A 20257-nucleotide genomic window follows, 5' to 3' on the forward strand; every position below is an offset into this window, starting at 1 on the left:
GATTTCTATTGAACCGTTACTTTCGGGGGATAGGCAAAATCATTCCAAAGGCGGTCCGCCTTTTCACGATCCATCTCGCCATCATAAGAGAAAATACGGTAACGTTGCTTATACAACTTTCCAGGCATCAACTCCCAATCCTTATTCTTTGTCGGAGCGAAATTGACAAAAGCGTCTCCCCGTCCGCCATTTGCCTTTTCATCCCAGATACGAAGAGGTTCGGGCGCATTGTAATTTTCCGGATGCCCCAGAAACAACATCCCCGAACGTCCCTGGCTTCCACACTGCCCGGTAACATAAATCCAACGGGCTGTCGTCCCGTCTATTTGCTGACGCGTTTTTCCTTCGGACGTAAACATCTCGCAATTCTCTTTCGTCCACTCTTCCGTTGCACGCCAGCCGAAACCTGCATATCGATAGGCTTTTATCAACACCGGTAAATCCGTCGACGGATGCAGCCCAGATTCAAAGTCCCATAAAAAACCACCCGGTATGTTCCAGGCTTTCACATCCCAGGACTCATCCATTATCACCTTCTCGCCCTGCGCTCCAAAGATGCAATGGTCGAGGCGAGCCGTATATCCGGCACAGATGCTTCCTTGAAATACCTGGTCTATCTTCCGTGCACGGACCGTTCCCTGCTTGTCACCCAGATTCCAAAGATCATACATCTTGCCATCGTACTCGATGCGCGTCCACGGATTCCAGATGCCATAATGATGATAATGGTCCTTTGGCTGGATGGTAGTCAACACATTGCCAGAAGGAGAATAGGCCGGATGAATGAAACCGCTCCGCCCGTAGGCCGGATCAATCCCTGCCGGAGGAGAAACAAACGCATAGTTATATTGTAGGACGTTCCGGCCATTCTGTTTCAGAATCAACCCTTTGCCGGTATCCTCCACCCGCATGGTTTCTTCACCGGCATCCGTTCTAACCAATCGGGCGACGAACTCGCGGGTAGTGCCTGCCGATGTAACTCCGTCCAACACCCAATATAAAACCGGGATTCCTCCCTTTTCCTGAATCAACTGACATTTTACAGGTTTCTGCTCCTTCCCTATCTGCTCGAACAAGGCAATCCGGGTATCTTTTTTTATTTTCAACTTGGATATTTCTGTCGAGACGATGCAATCCTGACGATCGAAACGCCCCGCTTCCACTACGATCCGGACAGTTCCCGCCGCCCACATGGAGACTGAAAGCAGGCTACACAGAATAATTGAAATTAGTTGTCTCATGGCAATCAAAAATTATAAGGAGGACGGTGCGGGCGGGCTATCATCGAATTGGCCTCGTCATCATTTTTGAAACGCTCCAGAACAGGATCCCAATAAAGTTTACGGTTCAGCTTCATAGCTATATGCTGCAACAGACAAGCCGAACATGACCGATGCGCAACCTCGGCAGGCGTGATGTTCTGCTTTCTCGTGCGTACACTTTCCAGCCAATTGCCGTGATGGTCCGTGCTTTTATACAAATGCACCTCATCTTCTCCGATTACCGACGTCAGTATCTTAGGATCCGAAGCCTGCAACGCCTTCGACGCGCCGGCTGTAGCAGGATCGTTGGCTGAAGCGGAATAAGCACCACGGCTCACAAAAATCCACCCTTCGGTTCCTGTAAACAAGACCCCGTTTGGTTTTTCCTTCGTATTGGTAGTGCCTCGGACAACCACACCGTTATCATACAACATTTCCGTCTCGAAATCATCTCCGTGAACGTTCCATAAACCACCCGAAGCAAATGTCGCACGACCGGATATTTCAACCGGGCCGGAATATTCCTTATCCATCGCCCAATGTGCAATATCAAAATGATGAGCTCCCCATCCGGTGATCATACCGGCTCCAAACTGTTCGCAACGCAGCCAGCCCGGACGACCGTACCCCTGCTGGGGATGCACACGGTCAACCGTATAAGACACGTATGGTGTTTGTCCCAACCACATATCATAATTAAATCCTTTCGGAACAGGCATTTCCTCCGGATTACCTCCCGCCGGGTCACCCGGCAGGCGCACCTCGATGTCTTTCAGTTGTCCGATACGTCCGTTTCTCACCAGTTCACAGGCATAACGGAACTGTTCCATCGAGCGTTGCTGGCTGCCAATCTGTAAAATCCTGCCGCTTGCATTCACGGCATCGCTCATCTTTCGCCCTTCCTCTATCGTCAGTGAGGTCGGCTTCTGCAAATAAACATCCTTTCCGGCCCGGACCGCATCAATCGCAATCTTCGCATGCCAATGATCCGGCGTACTGACCAGGACGGCATCGATATCTTTATTCGCCAGCAGTTCCCGGTAATCCCCATAGGTGGTCACACCTGTATAAGGTTTACCCAATTTCTTCGAATAATATCCTTCCACCAGCTTTTTCGCATCGACCACCCGGTTGACATCGACATCGGCAGCCGCAATAATCCGTACATCGTCATATTTCCAGACTCCGGGCATATCATGGTCTCGTGAAATACGTCCGGTCCCGATCGCTCCGATATTGATGCGGTTGGATGGAGCATTGGGGCCAAAGACTGAAGCCGGGACAATAGTCGGTGCGATGAACATACCTACACCGGCCGTAATCGATCTTTTCAGAAATTCTCTTCGTGTTGTACTCATGATAATAAAATTTAGATTTTTCTTTTGACAAAGATATAGAGATTGAACCCGACAGATATATCTTTTTTTTGCAGATAATTGCACTATCTTGGGAAATAGGGTTAAGGAAAAAACTATATTTGTCCTTAAATTAAGAAAAACACAAGATATGGGAAACAAATTAATGCATGAACAGTTGACAATATATGCCGGCACTCCGATAATAGCCAGACATTACGACTATGATAAGTTCACATTCCCCTGGCATGTTCACAATGAATTTGAAATCATATATGTAAAGGAGAGCTCCGGAGAACGGTTTGTGGCCGACAGCATGGAAATCTTTCAACCGTATGACCTGACCCTCGTCGGGCACAGCGTACCCCATTATATGAAAAGCGCGACCGAATACGAGACCGGAGATCCGTCGAAGCGGGTGAAAGGAACGATTATCCAGTTTGAGGAGGAGTTCATGTCGCATGCCATCAACAACTACGCCGACCTGACCCATATCAAAAAGCTGCTCGACGAATCCGGACGGGGAATCCATTTTCCCTATCCTGCCAATCAGGAGATCATCACCTGCATAGAACAACTCCCGGACAGCAAAGGGACGATGAGAATCATCAATCTATTACATCTGTTGGATCTTATGGCCAACTTCAAAGAGAAACGTTACCTGGGAAGCGTACACTTCTGCCAGTCCATATCGCTGACAATGGACCAACGAATGGAAAAGATACTGACCTACCTTTCCGGCCATTTCAGGGAAGATATAGACCTGAATGAGATTTCTTCCCTGGTTGCCATGAATACCTCTTCTTTCTGCCGCTATTTTAAAGAGAGATCGGGAAAAACATTTACGGAATATATGCTGGACCTCCGCATCGGCTATGCTTGCAAGCTACTGGTCGAAAACACGATGGATGTGATCCAGATCAGTATCGAATGCGGTTTCAACACGATAGCCCACTTCAACCGCATATTCAAACGTAACACCGGCCTTACCCCTACCGAATACAGGAAACAGTTCTTAAAATAAATCCTGCACCATACCTTTACAGGTTTGATGCAGGATTCAATCTAAAAGAAAGCTTTTCTTATTTTGTCTTCGCTTTCGCCATATCCAAAGCCGAAGTTGTCGTGTAATACTTAGCCAACATATTAGGTACTTCCCAATCTGGCAATTTGCCATCCTTCAGGTATTCCAGGAAATGTTCCGTTACCTGGCCGAAGTGGGCTTCATGACCTACGCTGTATTTAGCCGGAATTTCGACCTGCCATACACCGTTACGGATCTTATTCAACGCAACACCGGGATATTCAGCCGATACCTTTTCCATCGAAGCGGTCAGGTCCTTTTCGTAAGCGGCCAGATCCACGCCTTTCACTGCTTCGACAAACAATTCAGGCTTGTAATTCTGCTCCTTGCCCTGACGGATCACCAGGTCGGCTTTGCTGCCCTTCATGACGGAGAAGTGGGTATCGCCGCCCCCTTTCGGGAAGGTGTAGTTCCAGATAACGGATACTTTAGCCGTCACACCTTTGATCTTATAAATGATGTCACCATTGCAATATACTTTCAACGTATCGTTTTCCACGTCTTTCTTCAGGAAGTCAGGATAAGCCTCTGTTCCTGTCACCTGTTTGAACTCTTCCGGGCTGATAGAGGTTGTCCAACGGTTGGCATCTATCAGTTCGATATCCTTCTTATAGTCGATAATCTGGCCGGGGAAGGCTTCCCATTGCACGAGGTCGACTAAGTGAGTCGTCACATCGACTATGCCTTCGCCCTGCTGGGTCACGTCAAAATACCATACCGGACGAGTCAGCGGCTTATTGTCGACCAACTTGAACAGATGGTGTACGCTCTCCTTGACGATAGCCGGTTCTTCGGGAGTACCCGGAAGTTGTTCGCCATATATGGCCGGGATCGTCGAAAGTTCGCGCTGCAACATGGTGGTAATCTCGTTTCTTTCGGTCATGATGTCATACAGCATGATGTTTTTCTGTTTAGCGATATCGAAACATTCTTCCAGCAGCTTGAAGTTCTGGCTGTTGATCGCCATCGGCTTGTCGGAAAGCACATTAATGCCGGCTTCAAGCGTTTTCTTAATGTATTCGGTCTTCTTACCGTTGTTTCCGGCCTGGATCATCACGTTTCCCTTCTTCTCGGTCAACATCTTTTCCAGATAGTCATCGCCCGTATAAACAATTTCATTCCAAGCCGTCGGATTCTCCGCACGCGTGTTAAAACCTTCAATACGCTTCAGGTGCTCATCCACGTCAAAACCGGTGGGTGCGTACACATAAACATCTTTGGAAACTTGCGGATAAGACACTTTTTGCACTAACGCAGCATGGAAATGCCCTGGATCGAGTGTAATCAGCTTGACTTCCCCCGGCGCGCCGGTAAAGCCTTCAGCAGCCTTTTCCGGCTTTGTATTACAAGAAGTCCCGGCTAACAACGCCGCCATAGAAAATAGAAGATAGTTTTTCATACTATTATAATTAAATTATTGATAAGCATTTACATTGGATCATATTCCGGGCAAAGATAATAAAACATTTTTATTTTTTGGTCTTAATTACAATTACCCCGTTTGCTCCTTTTGCGCCATATCCTAAACCATCTTTTATCACCTCTATGAATTCGACGTCATTCACATGACATCCTTGATCGGCTGCGTTGAACGATGTCTCTACTCCATCCAGGATGACCAGTGGCTCCGTTGAAAGATTCAGGCTCTTCGACCCTCTGATGACAATCTTCTCCCCACCGTCCGAATAGTCAAAACTAACTCCGGGTATACAAGCTTTAATCGCTTCTTTTATAGTAAGATAACCATTGCGCTCTATCATCTGGGCGGTTATAACGGATCCGCTGCCGTACCTTTTAAGAACTAATGTTTCAATAGATACAGAACCGGTTGTGCCTTCGCCGTTACCGATCATTAACACATCTCTTTTCACCATCAGTTGGAGTCGCGCCACCTCTCCCAGCAAAAAACGAGCGCCTCGGTTACCTTTCAAATATACCACTACGCTATCTGACGGAAAAACATTCTTCAAGCAAAATTCTCCTTTCTTATCCGTTTTCTCCAATATCTTTGTATTAACAACGCCGATACGGACACCTTTCACCGGTTTTCCTTCCTGGTCGACAACTGATCCTATAATTTCCTTCTTTTGTGCACACAAATCCAAGCAATTTAAACTTGCGAAAATAAAAGACAATATTAAAAAAAGGGACTTTTTCATTGTATATTCATTTTAAAATCATGCTATATTTTTCCAATGCCGGTTATTACCGAATGATAATGGCAGCTATCACCGAGCGATAACACCTTCCGTTACCAAAGCATAATATCTCCCGTTACCGAAGCATAACGACAGTTATTACCGTTCGGTAACGACTGTCGTTACAAAAAGAGATCAGAGTTCACCAGGGCGTTCTTCCTCCCCACCACCTCCACTTGACGGGCGTTCACCGACATACAGAGTAATCGGGTATTCGATGATACGAGGTTGTTTCAGCAATACGGCTGTGTTACTGAAACAGGTCTCTACCTGGAACAAATAGCTTCCGTCTTCCAATGTCGGGGCATTGAACACCAAGCGGCTTGGGTCGTTGATACCGATCAGCGGGACGGTTGCCGCCTCTTCGCGCGTGTCGGCTTTGAGGAAACGGACGACACCGATCCCGGAGCCGTCGGCATTGAGGCAACGAATCTTGTTGCCGGTCACGTCGAGCATGCCGCCGGACGTGATCGTGCCGTCCGTCTTGCCGGTCGCCACGTCGCGTATCAGACCGACACGTGCACCACCCAAAGAGCGGACACGACCGGAGTATTTGGGCTTTACATGAAGCAACGCTTTCCGTATCGCGTCGGTTGGAGTAACGTTGACGACGCAAACATTTTTTTCCGAGTCGACGCGTCCGGATGTTCCCATAAAGACACCAGGGATAGAGGGTACGAAAATGGCCGTGGCAGTAACGACAATATGTCCTTCGCACAACTTTTCAATGATCTTGTCCCCCATCAGCTGGTTGCCCATCCGGAGGGTTTCCGGGCGGATGTCCGTACGTTCGGCGATAATGTCCTTGATGATTTCTTCTTCCGTGCATGTCTTGCCGGTTTTCACTTTGGCGAGATAGTCCTCCACCACGTCTTTGGTCATCGTATACTCTTCGAGATCGAATTCCCATTCGTAAGTTCTTGTTAGATCCATGATAAAAAAATTTCAATTGTGATTAATTATTATAATAAAAAAAGAAGGCACATATCGTGGGAGCGATAAGCTCGCTTGCTGTCTCCCGACGATAGTGTGCCTCCCGTGCGCTGTTGTTGTTATGCGCGTTCGTTTATTTCAGTTTGTCAATTGGCGGATTTTCCGGCGGGCGTTTCTTCGCCTACCTTCAGTGGGGCGATGTTGTTTTCAGCACCCGGATAGCCGATGTTCTGGTTGAGTATTCCGCCATAATTGGTGTTGATGGCGCTTGCCGGAACCGGCCACAGGATATGGTGCACGCTGATTTTATACTCGGCCCATTTATGTTTGACTCCCTTGTTATAGAAATTATTTTTGGCTACGACCCAATCATACCAGAAGTTATATCCTGTTTCTTTCACATTCGAACCTGTGCCGCCGGGACCGGAAAGGTTATCGAGTTTATAAGTCCGTCCACCGAAAACTTCACACGGTTTGCCTGTCCTTGCATATATATAGGAAATACGCACCAACTCCAAATGGCGGTTTTCTTCGTAATACAGTTCGCGGGCACGTTCGTCCAGGATAGCGCCTATATTGATGTCCGCCGCAGTCAACGGGTCTGCGCCGGCACGTTCACGAACGACGTTCAGCATGTTGGCGGCTTCTTGCTTCATATCTTTCCAGTAATAGCATTCGCCCATCATCAAATAGACCTCTGCCGAACGATATATATACCAAGGAGTCTCGCCACCAGCCCATTGTTGCTGTAAAGGATCCGGCACGAACAATTTGTAGTGCGGCCACATAAACCAACAACGGATAGAATCTTCTACAGACATTGCCGGATTTTTGATAAAGTTCTTACCATACCATTCGCTTTTTCCTTTCAAACTGGGGTTATTATAGCGCAAATCCTCCATACGCCTCCAACTGTCGTGGTTGAACGGGCCACGCAAGTCGTTCTTCTCTTTATCCGTCCAAATCGTATACTGGAAATAATTGGTCGGACGGGCACGGCCGATACCACGGCCATATGTTTTATTCAAGTCCATTTCCGGATCTGTCTCGTCTGCCGCTATATTCACACTTGTACCCGTTTGTCCATCAGGTGTTTTAACTGCACCGCCATTCCAAAACGGGACACCGTTACGCATTGTCTGGACCCGGTCGGAGCCATCGACTTCCGGATAAGCCACCACATACATTAATCCTTCCGTATTACTCATATCCAATTTGGCTTCTACACTATGTAAATCATGCATCAAATTTGTATGGGCCTTTGACTGGTTTGCAGTGAAACGGCTTGTCATCAAAGGATGGTTAGCAACTATTTCCTTACCGATTTCCAATGCCCGGTCAAAATCACCCAATGTCATACATATCTTCATCAACAGAACGCCACAAGCCGCTTTGGATGTTTTTCCACGATCAACCTTTTCGGGTACCCATTGATAAGCAAACTCCATATCTTCCTGAACCTTTTCCAGGATACTCCAACGATCATAAGAGTAAAAATCATATTTGGGAGTAGTCAATTCACCAGCAAGATACGGGACATCACCGAATTGATGAGTCAACTTAAAATAACGATAAGCACGTTGGAAATAAGCAGCGCCTAAAACGGCGTTCCTTTCCGCTTCATCTTTAAAAGTCGCAGCATCTATACGGGAAATAACCACATTGGAGTATTTAATCGCTTTATAGCCTTCATACCAATACCACCCGACTTTCGTTTTATCTCCATGATTCAAGTTCATATCCGGCAACAACGTATTATCCATATCCATCTGAGGACCGGCTTTATCAGTCGTCCCTTCCACACAAATGTCAGATTGTACCATCTCCGTTACAATGGGGGCCGCATCCCCGAAAAATTCGTGCCGCATGTTACGTTCACAAGAAGTCAGAGCGCCGTAAAGCCCCTCTGCATTCACATAAGCATTCTCAGGTGTATAGAACGATAGCGGTTTCGGCTCCAACCAAGAGTCGCTGCAGGCGAACATGACCGCCAATAAAGCCGCAGCGCCAGCCGACACTGTACATCTTTTAAAATTTATCTTTTTCATGATTCATTCCGATTTTAAATTTACAAAGTAAAGTTCACGCTCAAATTATAAGTACGAGGGGTCGGCACTCCTGTTTCCGGATCCCAAAAATCCCAGTGGGGAGAGAATACGGCTACATTACGCACGCTCATAGATACACGCATATTCTGCACATAAAATTTCTTCAAGAAATTGCTTGGGACATTATAAGACACCGTTATATTATCCAAGCGGATAAAAGATTTGTCTACATAATTGTTACCTATGTTCTTTGAGCCGATACGCGCATAATCATTGATCGGGTTTTCAGGCATCCAGCGAGGCTGGACATATTCGGAACAACGATCGGGGAAATTTGAAACATTCGCTGCACGATTGAATGTATTATAGTGCCCCCATTGCGAATACATCATGAACGAAAGCGAAAGGTTTTTCCAAAAAGTGAACTCATTGCGTAATGTCCAACGGAACTGCGGCGTTTTGTTCTTTTGGAATACTTTGTCCTTATCCGTCATCACTCCATCTTTATCCAAATCCAAATATTTAAAATCACCAGGCTGGCAACCGTATTTGGCAGCCTCTTCAGCTTCGCCCATCTGCCATACGCCATCACGCACATAATCCCAGACCTGTTCCGTATCATGTCCGATAAACCATTTGTTCTTAACATCATCCGCTTCTTTTTGACCGATAACGTTCCCATTTTCATCCAAGACATCTTCCATCTCCCCGTACAGATGGGTAATCTTACGACGGTTCAAAGAGAAGTTCCCGCTTGCCGACCATGTAAAGTTTTCCTTCCTTATGATATTCGCATTAAGGGATATTTCAAAACCTTTATTCTTGATTTCACCCAAATTGGACGCAACGCTGTTAAAACCGGTAATTTCCGGCAAAGCACGGTCCACCAACAAATCATTAGTCTTTGCAACGTAAAATTCCATGGATCCACCTAATATGTCATTAAACAAAGAATAGTCCAATCCGACATTATAAGACGTTGTCCTTTCCCATTTAAGAGCAATATTTGACATACGATTTACATACAATTGAGAAGAATTATAAAGATTGCCATTTTGATCTATATAAGGATGTAAACCGGATGTCAAATCGGAAAGAGCCTCATACTGGCCAATGTCCCTATTTCCATTCTGCCCCCAAGAGAGTCTCAGTTTACCATAGTTCAGCCATGAGTTCATACTTTCCATAAACTTTTCAGAACTGAAGGTCCACCCCAAAGCAACTGCGGGAAAAACAGCTCTCGGATGCATCTGTCCAAAAGCAGAATAACCGTCACGACGAACAGATGTCGTCAACATATATCTGTTTTTAAACGAATAAAACAAACGTCCCATCAACGCATCACCCGTTTTGTAAGTATCATTGCTTTCTACTAAAGGAACAGTTCCAGCTTGTAAACGATGATATCCTAAAATATCACTGGGAGAATAATTAGATGTTTTCGCCGATTGCGACCAAGATTGGCCTTTCTCTGCATTAATCAAGAAAGTAGCTTCGACCGTATGCAACTTATTAAATTCACGTCTCCAACTGAATATATTATCAACCTGCCAACTGAATTTCTTGCGAGTCGTACGTTCAGAACTGCCTCCTTTACTTGCCCAATTCTCATTTTCAGACGATTCATGGCTATATAGTTCATAAAATTCATAATGTGGAGTAAAATTCATTTGATACTCAATGCCAAATGGCAACGACACTTTTGCATACATATTCGCATCCAATGTCGAATACATTTTCTTACGGTCGCGATACAAATTATCATAAAATGGATTCACAGGAGTAGCATCTCCTGTCGGCCAACGGCGGTAAGCACTTTCAGGATCATCCAAATTATTAGACCCGTAAGGGGATATTCGTACCATTTGTTCCCAATCGCAAAGCCAATATTTATCTTTATCGTTATTCCCATTCGAATCGTAATTATTCAAATTCTTTTCATCACGAGAAGAAAAGCTTGAGCGCAGACCGATTGTCAAAAATTTCGTAATCTTCGACTCCAAATTCAGGCGTGTACGGAAATTGGTCATGCGATCACCTGTTATAATACCTTCACGGTCAGAATAACCCAATGACCAATAATACGACATATTGTCCGTACGGTTGGAAACACTGGCTGTATAGTCCTGCTGCAAACCGGTTTGAAAAACTAAATCATCCCAAGCGGTTTCGTTACCGAGCATATAATTATCAATTTCCGGCGCCTTAAAATCAAGACGTGCCAACCAGGAACGAACCAAATCGTCCTCTGTCACAGAAGTAACAGGCGTTTTTTGTGTATAATTATACCAAGTCAGTTGGTCGACATTCTGTAATTTACGAGGATCAGAAAAAATTTCAGGGTACTTAGCCAGATATTCTGCTGAATTACGGGTTGTCTCATAGTCCTGACGATATTTCACAAAACCTGCTCCATCCAATATTTCTTGCTGATTTGCTACTTGAACAAGCCCTATATTTGCATTAAAATTAACAACCGGTTTACCGGCTTTACCCTTTTTAGTAGTCACAACTACAACACCATTCGCAGCCTTTGCACCGTAAACTGCTGCCGAACTGGCATCTTTCAAAACATCAATGGCCTCGATATCAACCGGATTAATATCATTAAGAGAACCCTCAAAGATGACTCCGTCTAACACAATTAATGGAGACGAACCCGCTTTTAAAGTATTTTTACCCCGAATTTGCAGGCTTGATTGATCTTTTGCCCCTGTCGACATGCCTATATTCAACCCCGGAGAATTAGCTCGCATCAAATCCTGAATAGAAGAAGGCGCTTCTGCAACTAATTGATCCGTTTTTATCGTTGAAATTGCTCCGGTTAAATCTTTCTTTTTAGCCGTTCCATAACCAATAACCACTATTTCTTCCAGATTTTGTGTGTCTTCTTTCATTTTAACATCGATCTTCTTTTGACTTCCGACAGTTACTTCTTCTGTCAAATAACCGATATAAGAAAATGACAAAATCGGATTTTTACCAGAGATTGCGATGGAATATGCTCCATTCATATCCGTAATGGTTCCATTGGTCGTACCTTTTTGCATAACATTAACACCAGGAAGAGATTCTCCTGAGATGTCAACTACTTTTCCGGTAATTAAAAAACTTTGTGCATACACACTTCCAAAGTTTATTATACTAAGGATGAAGATAAGGATGTACAGATACATCCTTATCTTCAAGTGAGCACTTGAAGATTTTGTTGTCCATTTTTCCATACTAATATTTTTTTAGTTTAACATTTTGCAATATTAATAAGAAAAAATATCTTCAGAGCCGAGTATTTTTGCAAATCATGATACTATTTTACCAAAAGCTAAAAAATAATCAAAAAAAGGCACTGATACTTGAATGATTCAAGTTCCAGTGCCTTTACACGTTATTACTCTATATGAATTACAAAATTACAGATTCAATTATAACTTTTCAGGAACTTCTTCACCGACTTTCAACGGAGTGATGTTATTCTCAGTACCCGGATAGCCAATGTTCTGATTGATAACGCCACCGGTATTGGAAGTGATAGAACCTTCCGGAATCGGCCAAAGAACATGATGTGTACTGAAACGATATTCAGCATAGTTTGTCTTTATCCCTTTGTTATAGAAATTGTTCTTGGCAGAAACCCAATCGAAATAGAAGTTCACGCCAGAATCCTTACAGTTTACACCCGTACCCTTCGGACCGGAGAAATTATCCAATTTGTAGACATGGCCACCAAATACTTCACACGCTTTACCCGTCAAAGCATATACATATGAAATACGGGAAAGTTCCACATGGCGGTTTTCTTCGTAATACAATTCACGTGCACGTTCGTCCAGAACCGCACCAATATTGATATCCGAAACAGCCAGAGGTTCTGCACCGGCACGCTGACGCACCACGTTCATCATATTGGCAGCCTCCTGTTTCATATCTTTCCAATAATAACATTCTGCCAACATCAGATATACTTCAGCCGAACGATAAATATACCAAGGAGTTTCACCACCTCTACGGTCTGTTGTCACGGAAGGATCCGGAACAAACGTTTTATAATGAGGCCACTGGAACCAGCAACGGATAGAATCCGAAACAGACATTCCGACAGGTTTAACCGGATGTTTACCATACCATTCTGTTCCTTTAAGAGCCGGAGCATTATAATAAAGGTCGAATACGCCCTTCCAACTATCGCGGTTATATACACCACGCAAGTCGTTCTTTTCCTTTTCCGTCCAGATGTCATACTGATAATAATTGGTCGGACGACAAGTTCCGATACCACGACCGACATTGGCATCATTGTCCAATTCGGTACCTTTGGCTTCATTTGTCGGAACAATAGACATGCCCGTCTTACCATCAGGGGTTTTAACCGATCCATTCGCCCAATAAGGAGTAGCATTACGCATCGTATTGATTCTGTCACGACCTTCTACCTCCGGATAAGACACGACATACAGAATACCTTCTGTATTTGACATATCCATTTTAGCCTCTACACTATGCAGGTCATGCATCAAGTTCGTATTCGGTTTTGTTTTGTTTGTAGTAAAACGTTCGATCATCAATGGGTTGGCTGCGATAACTTCTTTACCGACTTCGATTGCTCTGTCAAAATGACCCAACGACATACAAACTTTCATCAGCAATACGCCACAAGCCCATTTGGAAGGTTTTCCTCTATCGACCTTCTCCGGTACCCACTGATAGGCAAACTCCATATCTTTTTCCGTCTGTTCCAGAATGCTCCAACGGTCATACGTATAGAAATCCACTTTCGGTGTTTCAATCTCCTGGCTCAGATAAGGAATATCTCCAAACAGATGTGTCAGCTTGTAATAACGATATGCACGCTGGAAATAGGCGGCACCCCGTACCGCGTTTTCTTCAGCTTCATCTTTGAACGTTGCATTCTTCATACGGTTCAGAACGATATTGGCATATTTGATTCCTTTAAATCCTTCATCCCAATACCATCCGATCTTGTTTTTATTCACATCATTTGCAGTACGGCTCGGCAATAGATCCGCATCCATATCCATCAAAGGACCTGATTTATCGGTCGTACCAGTGACAGCCAGGTCTGTCGTGTACATATCGGTTGTGATCGGAGCACCGTCTCCGAAAAACTCATGACGCATATTACGTTCACAAGCAACCAATGCAGCATACAAACCATCTGCATCCACATATGTATTTTCCGGAGTATAGATAGACAGAGGCTTCGGTTCCAACCAACTGTCGCTACAAGAATTAAACAAAGGCAATCCGGCTACTGCCAAAATAAGACATTTTTTTATATGTTTCATTATTCAATCTCCTCTTTTATAAAGTAAAATTTACGCCAATATTGAATGTTCTCGGAACCCACAGTTCGTTTTTCGTCGGATCTTCTTCAGGATCTCTGAATGTATATCCAGACAATACGAACGGATTACGTACGCTTAAAGACAAACGCATGTTCTGTACGGAAACCTTCTTCAAAAAGTTCTTCGGAACATTGTAGGAAAGAGATATATTTTCCATACGTACAAAAGACTTGTTCACATAATGGTTACCCAAGTTCTTCGACCCCAGACGTCCATATTCATTTGTCGGGTTATCAACAGTCCAGCGTTCAATATCTAAAGTACTGCGACGGTCTGCCAATTCAATGGCGTTTGCAGCCGGATTGAATGTGCCGTATGTTCCAATGTGAGAATACATCATGAAAGATAAAGAGAAATCTTTATAAGTGAACTCATTTCTCCAAGACAAGTAGAAACGGGGAGTTTTGTACTTCTGGAACACTTTATCCTGGTCATTCAATACTCCATCGCCATTCTGATCTACATATTTGAAGTCACCCGGCTTGTTTCCATATTTGGCTGCTTCTTCCTCTTCTCCCAACTGCCATACTCCATCACCTTCGTAATCCCAGATCTGGTCGGGGTCATGACCGATAAACCATTTGTTCTTGTAGTCATCAGCTTCTTTCTGACCGATCACATTACCGTTTTCATCCTTAATATCCTCCATATCTCCATAAAGATGTTCGATCTTACGACGGTTGAAAGAGAAAGTAACGCTCGAATTCCAGTTAAAGTCCTTTCTGCTCATCACATCACCATTCAGAGACAGTTCGAAACCACGGTTTGTCAAAGCACCCAAGTTCGCCTTCACATCGGAAAAACCGGTAATATCTGGCAATGAACGTTTTACCAACAGATCGTTCGTTTCAGACATATAGGTTTCCATAGAACCTCTCAATCTATCGTTGAACAAAGAAAAATCCAAACCGATATTATAAGAACCGGTACGTTCCCACTTCAAAGCTGAGTTACCCATATGGTTCACGTACACCTGTGATGTCACATAGATATTACCATTCTGATCGATATACGGACTCAAAGAAGAATTCAGCCATGCCAATGCTTCATACTGACCGATATCACGATTACCGTTCTGTCCCCATGAGAAACGTAACTTACCATAATTTAACCAATCACTTGCCGGCTCCATAAATTTCTCGGAAGTGAAAACCCATCCTAAAGCGACAGCAGGGAAAGTCGCACGTGGGTTCATCATACCAAAAGCAGAATAACCGTCACGACGAACAGAAGCCGTTATCATATATTTATCCTTATAAGAGTAATACAAACGTCCCATCAAAGCATCGCCAGTCTTGTATGTATCCTGGTTTCTACCATCATCTTTCAAGAAAGACAAGACAGTTCCGGCCCCCATATTATGATAACCCAGCAAATCGCTCGGTGAGAAATTCTGAGCACTTACATAAGTATCCCAATATTGTCCTTTTTCAGCATTCGCCAATAAAGTCACTTCAAAATTATGCCCTCCGTTAAATTGATGTTTCCAACGGATGATATTATCCAGTAACCAGTTAAAGCTTTTTGAATTTCTACGCTCTGCATATCCGCCTTTTCCTGCCCATTCAGGATGTTCGGCAGATTCATGTTTCATAAATTCATACCATTTATATTTCGGGGTATAGTTCATCTGGTACTCAATTCCAAACGGAAGTTTTACAATCGCATAAATATTTGCATTCAGTGTATGTTCAATTTCGCGTTTGTCACGATACATATTATCGAAAAACGGATTCTTGCCATTGTTGTCACCAGAAGGATACATCCGATACGGGCTATCCGGATCATCGATATCATTTGGGGTATAAGGCGAGTTATTTGTACGTTGAGTAACGTCGGCAACCTGTGCTCCCTTGTCTTTAGTAGCGAACTGGGAAGTCAAACCGATAGTCAAGAAGTTGGTTACTTTCGATTCCAGGTTCAAACGGGTACGGAAGTTCTTAAAACGATCTCCCACACGAATACCTTCGCGATCAGCATATCCTAAAGACCAATAATAAGAAAGATCCTCTTTCTTATTGCTTATACTGGCTGTATAATCTTGCTGTAGAGCAGTTTGAAAGACAATATCATCCCAATTTGTTTCAATACCGTTCAGATAGTTTTCAATTTCAATCGTTTTGAAATCCAGACGGCCTAACCAAGTTGTCAACATTTCCTGGTCAGAAGGCAAAGTTGTCACAGGAGTTGCCTGGTCATAATTATACCAAGTCAACGGATCGACTCCAAAGACGCTTAACTGACGCGGGTCCATAAATTTGCCCGGTACTTTTGCCATTTCTTCCGGAGTCAGTTTACCTTCCTGATAATCTTTACGAAACTGGATAAATCCGGGACCATCCAAGGCTGCCGGAATACGTGAAGGTTGTGCAAAACCGACATTTGCATTGAAAGAGACAACAGGTTTGCCTGTTTTACCTTTTTTAGTTGTAATGGCAACTACACCATTCGCAGCTTTTGCACCATAAACAGCTACGGAACTGGCATCCTTTAATACGTCTACTGACTGGATATCCATCGGGTTGATATCAGACAAATCACCGTCATAAATAACACCGTCCAAAACCAACAAAGGAGAAGATCCGGCAGTTAGAGTATTTTTACCACGCACCTGCAAATTAGCCGTACCGGCAGCATCTGTCGAAATACCGATAGAAAGACCGGAAGCACTTGCACGCAAAAGATCTTGTACAGAACGGGGAGTTTCCTTTTCCATGTTTTCCGCTTTCACAGTCGAAATAGCACCAGTCAAGTCCTTTTTCTTTGCCGTACCATAACCGATAACAACAACCTCTTCCAATTCTTCCGTGTCTTCCTTCATCGTCACATCAATCATTTTCTGGTTTCCAACCGTAATGTCCTGTGACAAATACCCGATATAAGAAAATGTAACAATAGCTTTGCTGCCTTTGACAGTCAGGCTATATTTTCCATCCACATCCGTAATAGAGCCATTTGTAGTGCCTTTTTCCATTACGTTCACACCGATCAGCGGTTCACCCATCTGATCCTTAACAACACCGGTTATTGTTAGCGACTGCGCATAGGCTTCGCCAATAACCATCCCCAAAAACAGCAATAAGATACTAAGTCGGGGTAAGAAACTAAAAACACGATTCTTCATACAATTTTTCAGTTTAGTATTAAGTTTGATAGTTTATATTAGAATTTATAGATTCGCACAACATCAATACGACAAGCTTATTTACTGTAAATGTGTGCGTTAACACACTTACTTAAAACCATGTTATCCCATTCGAATAATGACCCGAAGAGGAAATTATTCAATAATTTTTATGTAGTTTCATATTCCAGACAAGTAAATAACTTTTTGTAAATCAAGAATTTAAAAACACACGTCTCAATATTCATCACATATCCATAACATAATTATCCTAAGTTAATAGCAAATTACACTGTCTAATTAAATTGATCAAAAGAATATTCATTTTGGATGCCAAAGATATTGACTTAAATTGAATAATCATAAATATATATTCTTTTTTTACAAAAAAAGTAACAACCATCTACGATTCAAAGCTTTACAGAAAATCCTCATAAGAAAAAACGTTCTTCGCGGTAATTTCTTTCTAACCGTTCAATAGATAGCAATCACTCATACGGTTAGTAATTTTATCAGAGCATAGGCTAAACTTCACATTCTGTCATATCTACAAAAAAATCCACTAACATACATATTATAATATAATCCATATTTTTATTAGGGACAGATAGAGAAACTGACGTATTGTCACACTTCCTGCCACCTGAACTTTTCCAAACCTATCCTTGTTACTTTGGCATACGATTTGTAGAATAGTTAATGCGACTCGAAAGAGAAAAGCAAATACAAGAAAATAATAACAATTAAAATAGTAGAAAATTATGGGAAAAATTATCGGAATCGACTTAGGAACAACCAACTCTTGTGTTGCCGTACTGGAAGGTAACGAACCGGTTGTAATTGCAAACAGCGAAGGTAAAAGAACGACACCTTCAATCGTTGCATTTGTTGAAGGTGGTGAACGTAAGGTTGGTGATCCGGCTAAACGTCAGGCTATCACGAACCCGGAAAAAACAATATTCTCTATCAAACGTTTCATGGGTGAAACCTACGACCAGGTTCAGAAAGAAATCAATCGCGTACCTTATAAGGTAGTACGGGGTGACAACAACACACCGCGTGTCGACATCGAAGGACGCCTCTATACGCCTCAGGAAATTTCAGCAATGGTACTTCAGAAGATGAAGAAAACGGCTGAAGACTATTTAGGACAGGAAGTGACGGAAGCCGTTATCACCGTTCCGGCATACTTTAGCGACGCACAGCGCCAGGCTACAAAGGAAGCCGGTGAAATCGCTGGTTTGAACGTTCGCCGTATCGTGAACGAACCGACTGCCGCATCTTTGGCTTACGGCCTGGACAAGACGAACAAAGACATGAAGATCGCCGTATTCGACTTGGGTGGCGGTACATTCGATATCTCTATCCTGGAACTGGGCGACGGTGTGTTTGAAGTTAAATCGACAAACGGTGACACTCACTTAGGTGGTGACGACTTCGACCATGTGATCATCGACTGGTTGGCAGAAGAATTCCTGCGTGAAGAAGGTGTCGACCTGCGTAAGGACCCGATGGCTTTGCAACGTTTGAAAGAAGCTGCTGAAAAAGCCAAGATCGAATTGTCAAGCACGACAAGCACGGAAATCAACCTGCCGTATATCATGCCGGTAAACGGTATTCCAAAGCACTTGGTTAAGACACTGACACGTGCCAAATTCGAACAGTTGGCTGACAGCCTGATCCAGGCTTGTATCGAACCGTGCCGCCAGTCTTTGAAAGACGCTGGTTTGAGCACTTCCGACATCGACGAAGTGATCTTGGTAGGGGGTTCGACACGTATTCCGGCTGTACAGGCTATTGTTGAGAAATTCTTCGGCAAGGCCCCGTCAAAAGGCGTTAACCCGGACGAAGTGGTAGCTGTAGGCGCTGCTATCCAGGGCGGCGTATTGACAGGTGAAGTAAAAGACGTGCTGTTGCTCGATGTTACTCCGCTGTCATTAGGTATCGAAACAATGGGTGGCGTAATGACCAAGCTGATCGAAGCCAATACGACTATTCCTACCAAGAAGTCCGAGACATTTACAACTGCTGTCGACAACCAGCCTTCTGTAGAAATCCACGTATTGCAGGGCGAACGTTCACTGGCAAAAGACAACAAGTCGATCGGCCGTTTCCACCTCGACGGAATTCCAGCTGCACAGCGTGGCGTTCCTCAGATCGAAGTTACTTTCGATATCGATGCAAACGGTATCCTGAATGTATCGGCTAAGGACAAAGGAACCGGCAAAGTACAGAGCATCCGTATCGAGGCTTCCAGCGGTTTGAGCGACGACGAAGTAAAACGTATGAAAGAAGAAGCTCAGGCAAACGCCGAAGCCGATAAGAAGGAAAAAGAACGTATCGACAAACTGAACCAGGCCGACAGCATGATCTTCCAGACTGAAAAACAGTTGAAGGACCTCGGCGACAAACTTCCGGCTGACAAGAAAGCTCCTATCGAAGCTGCCCTGAACAAGCTGAAAGAAGCTCACAAAGCTCAGGATATCGCCGGTATCGATGCTGCAACAACAGAACTGAACAGCGTATTCCAAGCCGCAAGCCAGGAAATGTACAACGCCCAGAACGCACAAGGTGGCGCACAACCGGGTCCGGACTTCGGCCAGCAAGCTGGTGGCAACGCCGGAAACAACAAGCAGGATGGCGGTGTAACGGATGTTGACTTCGAGGAAGTGAAGTAAACATACATTTTTTACATAACACAAAAAAGGGGCTGTCCAAAAAGTGTGACAGCCCCTTTGCTATTGTTTATTTCGGTAAAAAGTAGTATCTTACCGTTGCAAAAAAACAAACATTATAGCAATGGCTAAGATAGTATTTAAAGAGTTAACATCCAACCAAAATGTACTTTTTCCGGTTAGTTTATCGGAAAAGATAGCTCCCAATCATCCCG

General features: G+C 43.9%; 11 protein-coding genes. 2 read left to right on the forward strand and 9 right to left on the reverse strand.

The features are described 5' to 3' along the window. Positions 1-5: 5 nt before the first annotated feature. Both H8S65_RS02310 and H8S65_RS02315 read right to left on the reverse strand, forming a co-directional pair. Positions 6-1241: a DUF6807 domain-containing protein gene (locus tag H8S65_RS02310; protein ID WP_186928346.1), complete on the reverse strand. Its 1236-nt coding sequence runs from the start codon at positions 1239-1241 to the stop codon at positions 6-8. 5 nt (positions 1242-1246) lie between these two features. After that, on the reverse strand, positions 1247-2620 hold the full coding sequence (locus H8S65_RS02315) for a Gfo/Idh/MocA family protein (RefSeq protein WP_186928347.1): 1374 nt from the start codon (positions 2618-2620) through the stop codon (positions 1247-1249). A gap of 148 nt (positions 2621-2768) precedes the next feature. On the opposite strand from H8S65_RS02315, the gene H8S65_RS02320 reads away from it, so the two are divergent. Beyond that, positions 2769-3641 (forward strand): AraC family transcriptional regulator, encoded by an 873-nt coding sequence (locus tag H8S65_RS02320; RefSeq protein ID WP_186928348.1) that lies wholly within the window; start codon positions 2769-2771, stop codon positions 3639-3641. A gap of 58 nt (positions 3642-3699) precedes the next feature. Here the strand turns inward: H8S65_RS02320 and H8S65_RS02325 are convergent, their stop codons facing one another. The 7 genes from H8S65_RS02325 to H8S65_RS02355 all read right to left on the reverse strand — a co-directional run bounded on the left by H8S65_RS02325 (position 3700) and on the right by H8S65_RS02355 (position 17367). Next, on the reverse strand, positions 3700-5100 hold the full coding sequence (locus tag H8S65_RS02325; RefSeq protein ID WP_186928349.1) for a putative oxidoreductase C-terminal domain-containing protein: 1401 nt from the start codon (positions 5098-5100) through the stop codon (positions 3700-3702). Positions 5101-5170: 70 nt separating this feature from the next. Further along, positions 5171-5860, reverse strand: a complete 690-nt coding sequence (locus H8S65_RS02330; RefSeq protein WP_186928350.1) for a TonB-dependent receptor plug domain-containing protein — start codon at positions 5858-5860, stop codon at positions 5171-5173. A 174-nt stretch (positions 5861-6034) separates the two neighbouring features. Then, positions 6035-6832 (reverse strand): DNA-binding domain-containing protein, encoded by a 798-nt coding sequence (locus H8S65_RS02335; RefSeq protein ID WP_186928351.1) that lies wholly within the window; start codon positions 6830-6832, stop codon positions 6035-6037. A 146-nt stretch (positions 6833-6978) separates the two neighbouring features. Next, complete coding sequence (locus tag H8S65_RS02340) at positions 6979-8880, reverse strand: RagB/SusD family nutrient uptake outer membrane protein (protein ID WP_186928352.1); 1902 nt, start codon at positions 8878-8880, stop codon at positions 6979-6981. A gap of 20 nt (positions 8881-8900) precedes the next feature. After that, the gene (locus H8S65_RS02345; protein WP_186928365.1) at positions 8901-12056 is read right to left on the reverse strand and encodes a SusC/RagA family TonB-linked outer membrane protein; all 3156 of its coding nucleotides are present in this window, start codon (positions 12054-12056) and stop codon (positions 8901-8903) included. Positions 12057-12302: 246 nt separating this feature from the next. Continuing rightward, the gene (locus H8S65_RS02350) at positions 12303-14183 is read right to left on the reverse strand and encodes a RagB/SusD family nutrient uptake outer membrane protein (protein ID WP_186928353.1); all 1881 of its coding nucleotides are present in this window, start codon (positions 14181-14183) and stop codon (positions 12303-12305) included. A gap of 16 nt (positions 14184-14199) precedes the next feature. Next, a complete protein-coding gene (locus H8S65_RS02355; protein WP_186928354.1) occupies positions 14200-17367 on the reverse strand; it encodes a SusC/RagA family TonB-linked outer membrane protein in 3168 nt (1055 codons plus the stop codon). A 761-nt stretch (positions 17368-18128) separates the two neighbouring features. Here H8S65_RS02355 and dnaK point away from each other — a divergent pair. Then, positions 18129-20045, forward strand: coding sequence for a molecular chaperone DnaK (dnaK, locus tag H8S65_RS02360; protein ID WP_186928355.1), 1917 nt, complete (start codon positions 18129-18131; stop codon positions 20043-20045). Positions 20046-20257 lie beyond the last annotated feature (212 nt).

Origin of the sequence: Parabacteroides hominis, from assembly GCF_014287585.1 — a bacterium.
GTDB lineage: Bacteria > Bacteroidota > Bacteroidia > Bacteroidales > Tannerellaceae > Parabacteroides > Parabacteroides hominis.

What these genes read in the sequence shown, in the direction of transcription:
- H8S65_RS02310 (WP_186928346.1), bottom strand. Translation starts at nt 1,241, where the DNA reads ATGAGACAACTAATTTCAATTATTCTGTGTAGCCTGCTTTCAGTCTCC.
- H8S65_RS02315 (WP_186928347.1), bottom strand. Translation starts at nt 2,620, where the DNA reads ATGAGTACAACACGAAGAGAATTTCTGAAAAGATCGATTACGGCCGGT.
- H8S65_RS02320 (WP_186928348.1), top strand. Translation starts at nt 2,769, where the DNA reads ATGGGAAACAAATTAATGCATGAACAGTTGACAATATATGCCGGCACT.
- H8S65_RS02325 (WP_186928349.1), bottom strand. Translation starts at nt 5,100, where the DNA reads ATGAAAAACTATCTTCTATTTTCTATGGCGGCGTTGTTAGCCGGGACT.
- H8S65_RS02330 (WP_186928350.1), bottom strand. Translation starts at nt 5,860, where the DNA reads ATGAAAAAGTCCCTTTTTTTAATATTGTCTTTTATTTTCGCAAGTTTA.
- H8S65_RS02335 (WP_186928351.1), bottom strand. Translation starts at nt 6,832, where the DNA reads ATGGATCTAACAAGAACTTACGAATGGGAATTCGATCTCGAAGAGTAT.
- H8S65_RS02340 (WP_186928352.1), bottom strand. Translation starts at nt 8,880, where the DNA reads ATGAAAAAGATAAATTTTAAAAGATGTACAGTGTCGGCTGGCGCTGCG.
- H8S65_RS02345 (WP_186928365.1), bottom strand. Translation starts at nt 12,056, where the DNA reads ATGTATCTGTACATCCTTATCTTCATCCTTAGTATAATAAACTTTGGA.
- H8S65_RS02350 (WP_186928353.1), bottom strand. Translation starts at nt 14,183, where the DNA reads ATGAAACATATAAAAAAATGTCTTATTTTGGCAGTAGCCGGATTGCCT.
- H8S65_RS02355 (WP_186928354.1), bottom strand. Translation starts at nt 17,367, where the DNA reads ATGAAGAATCGTGTTTTTAGTTTCTTACCCCGACTTAGTATCTTATTG.
- dnaK (WP_186928355.1), top strand. Translation starts at nt 18,129, where the DNA reads ATGGGAAAAATTATCGGAATCGACTTAGGAACAACCAACTCTTGTGTT.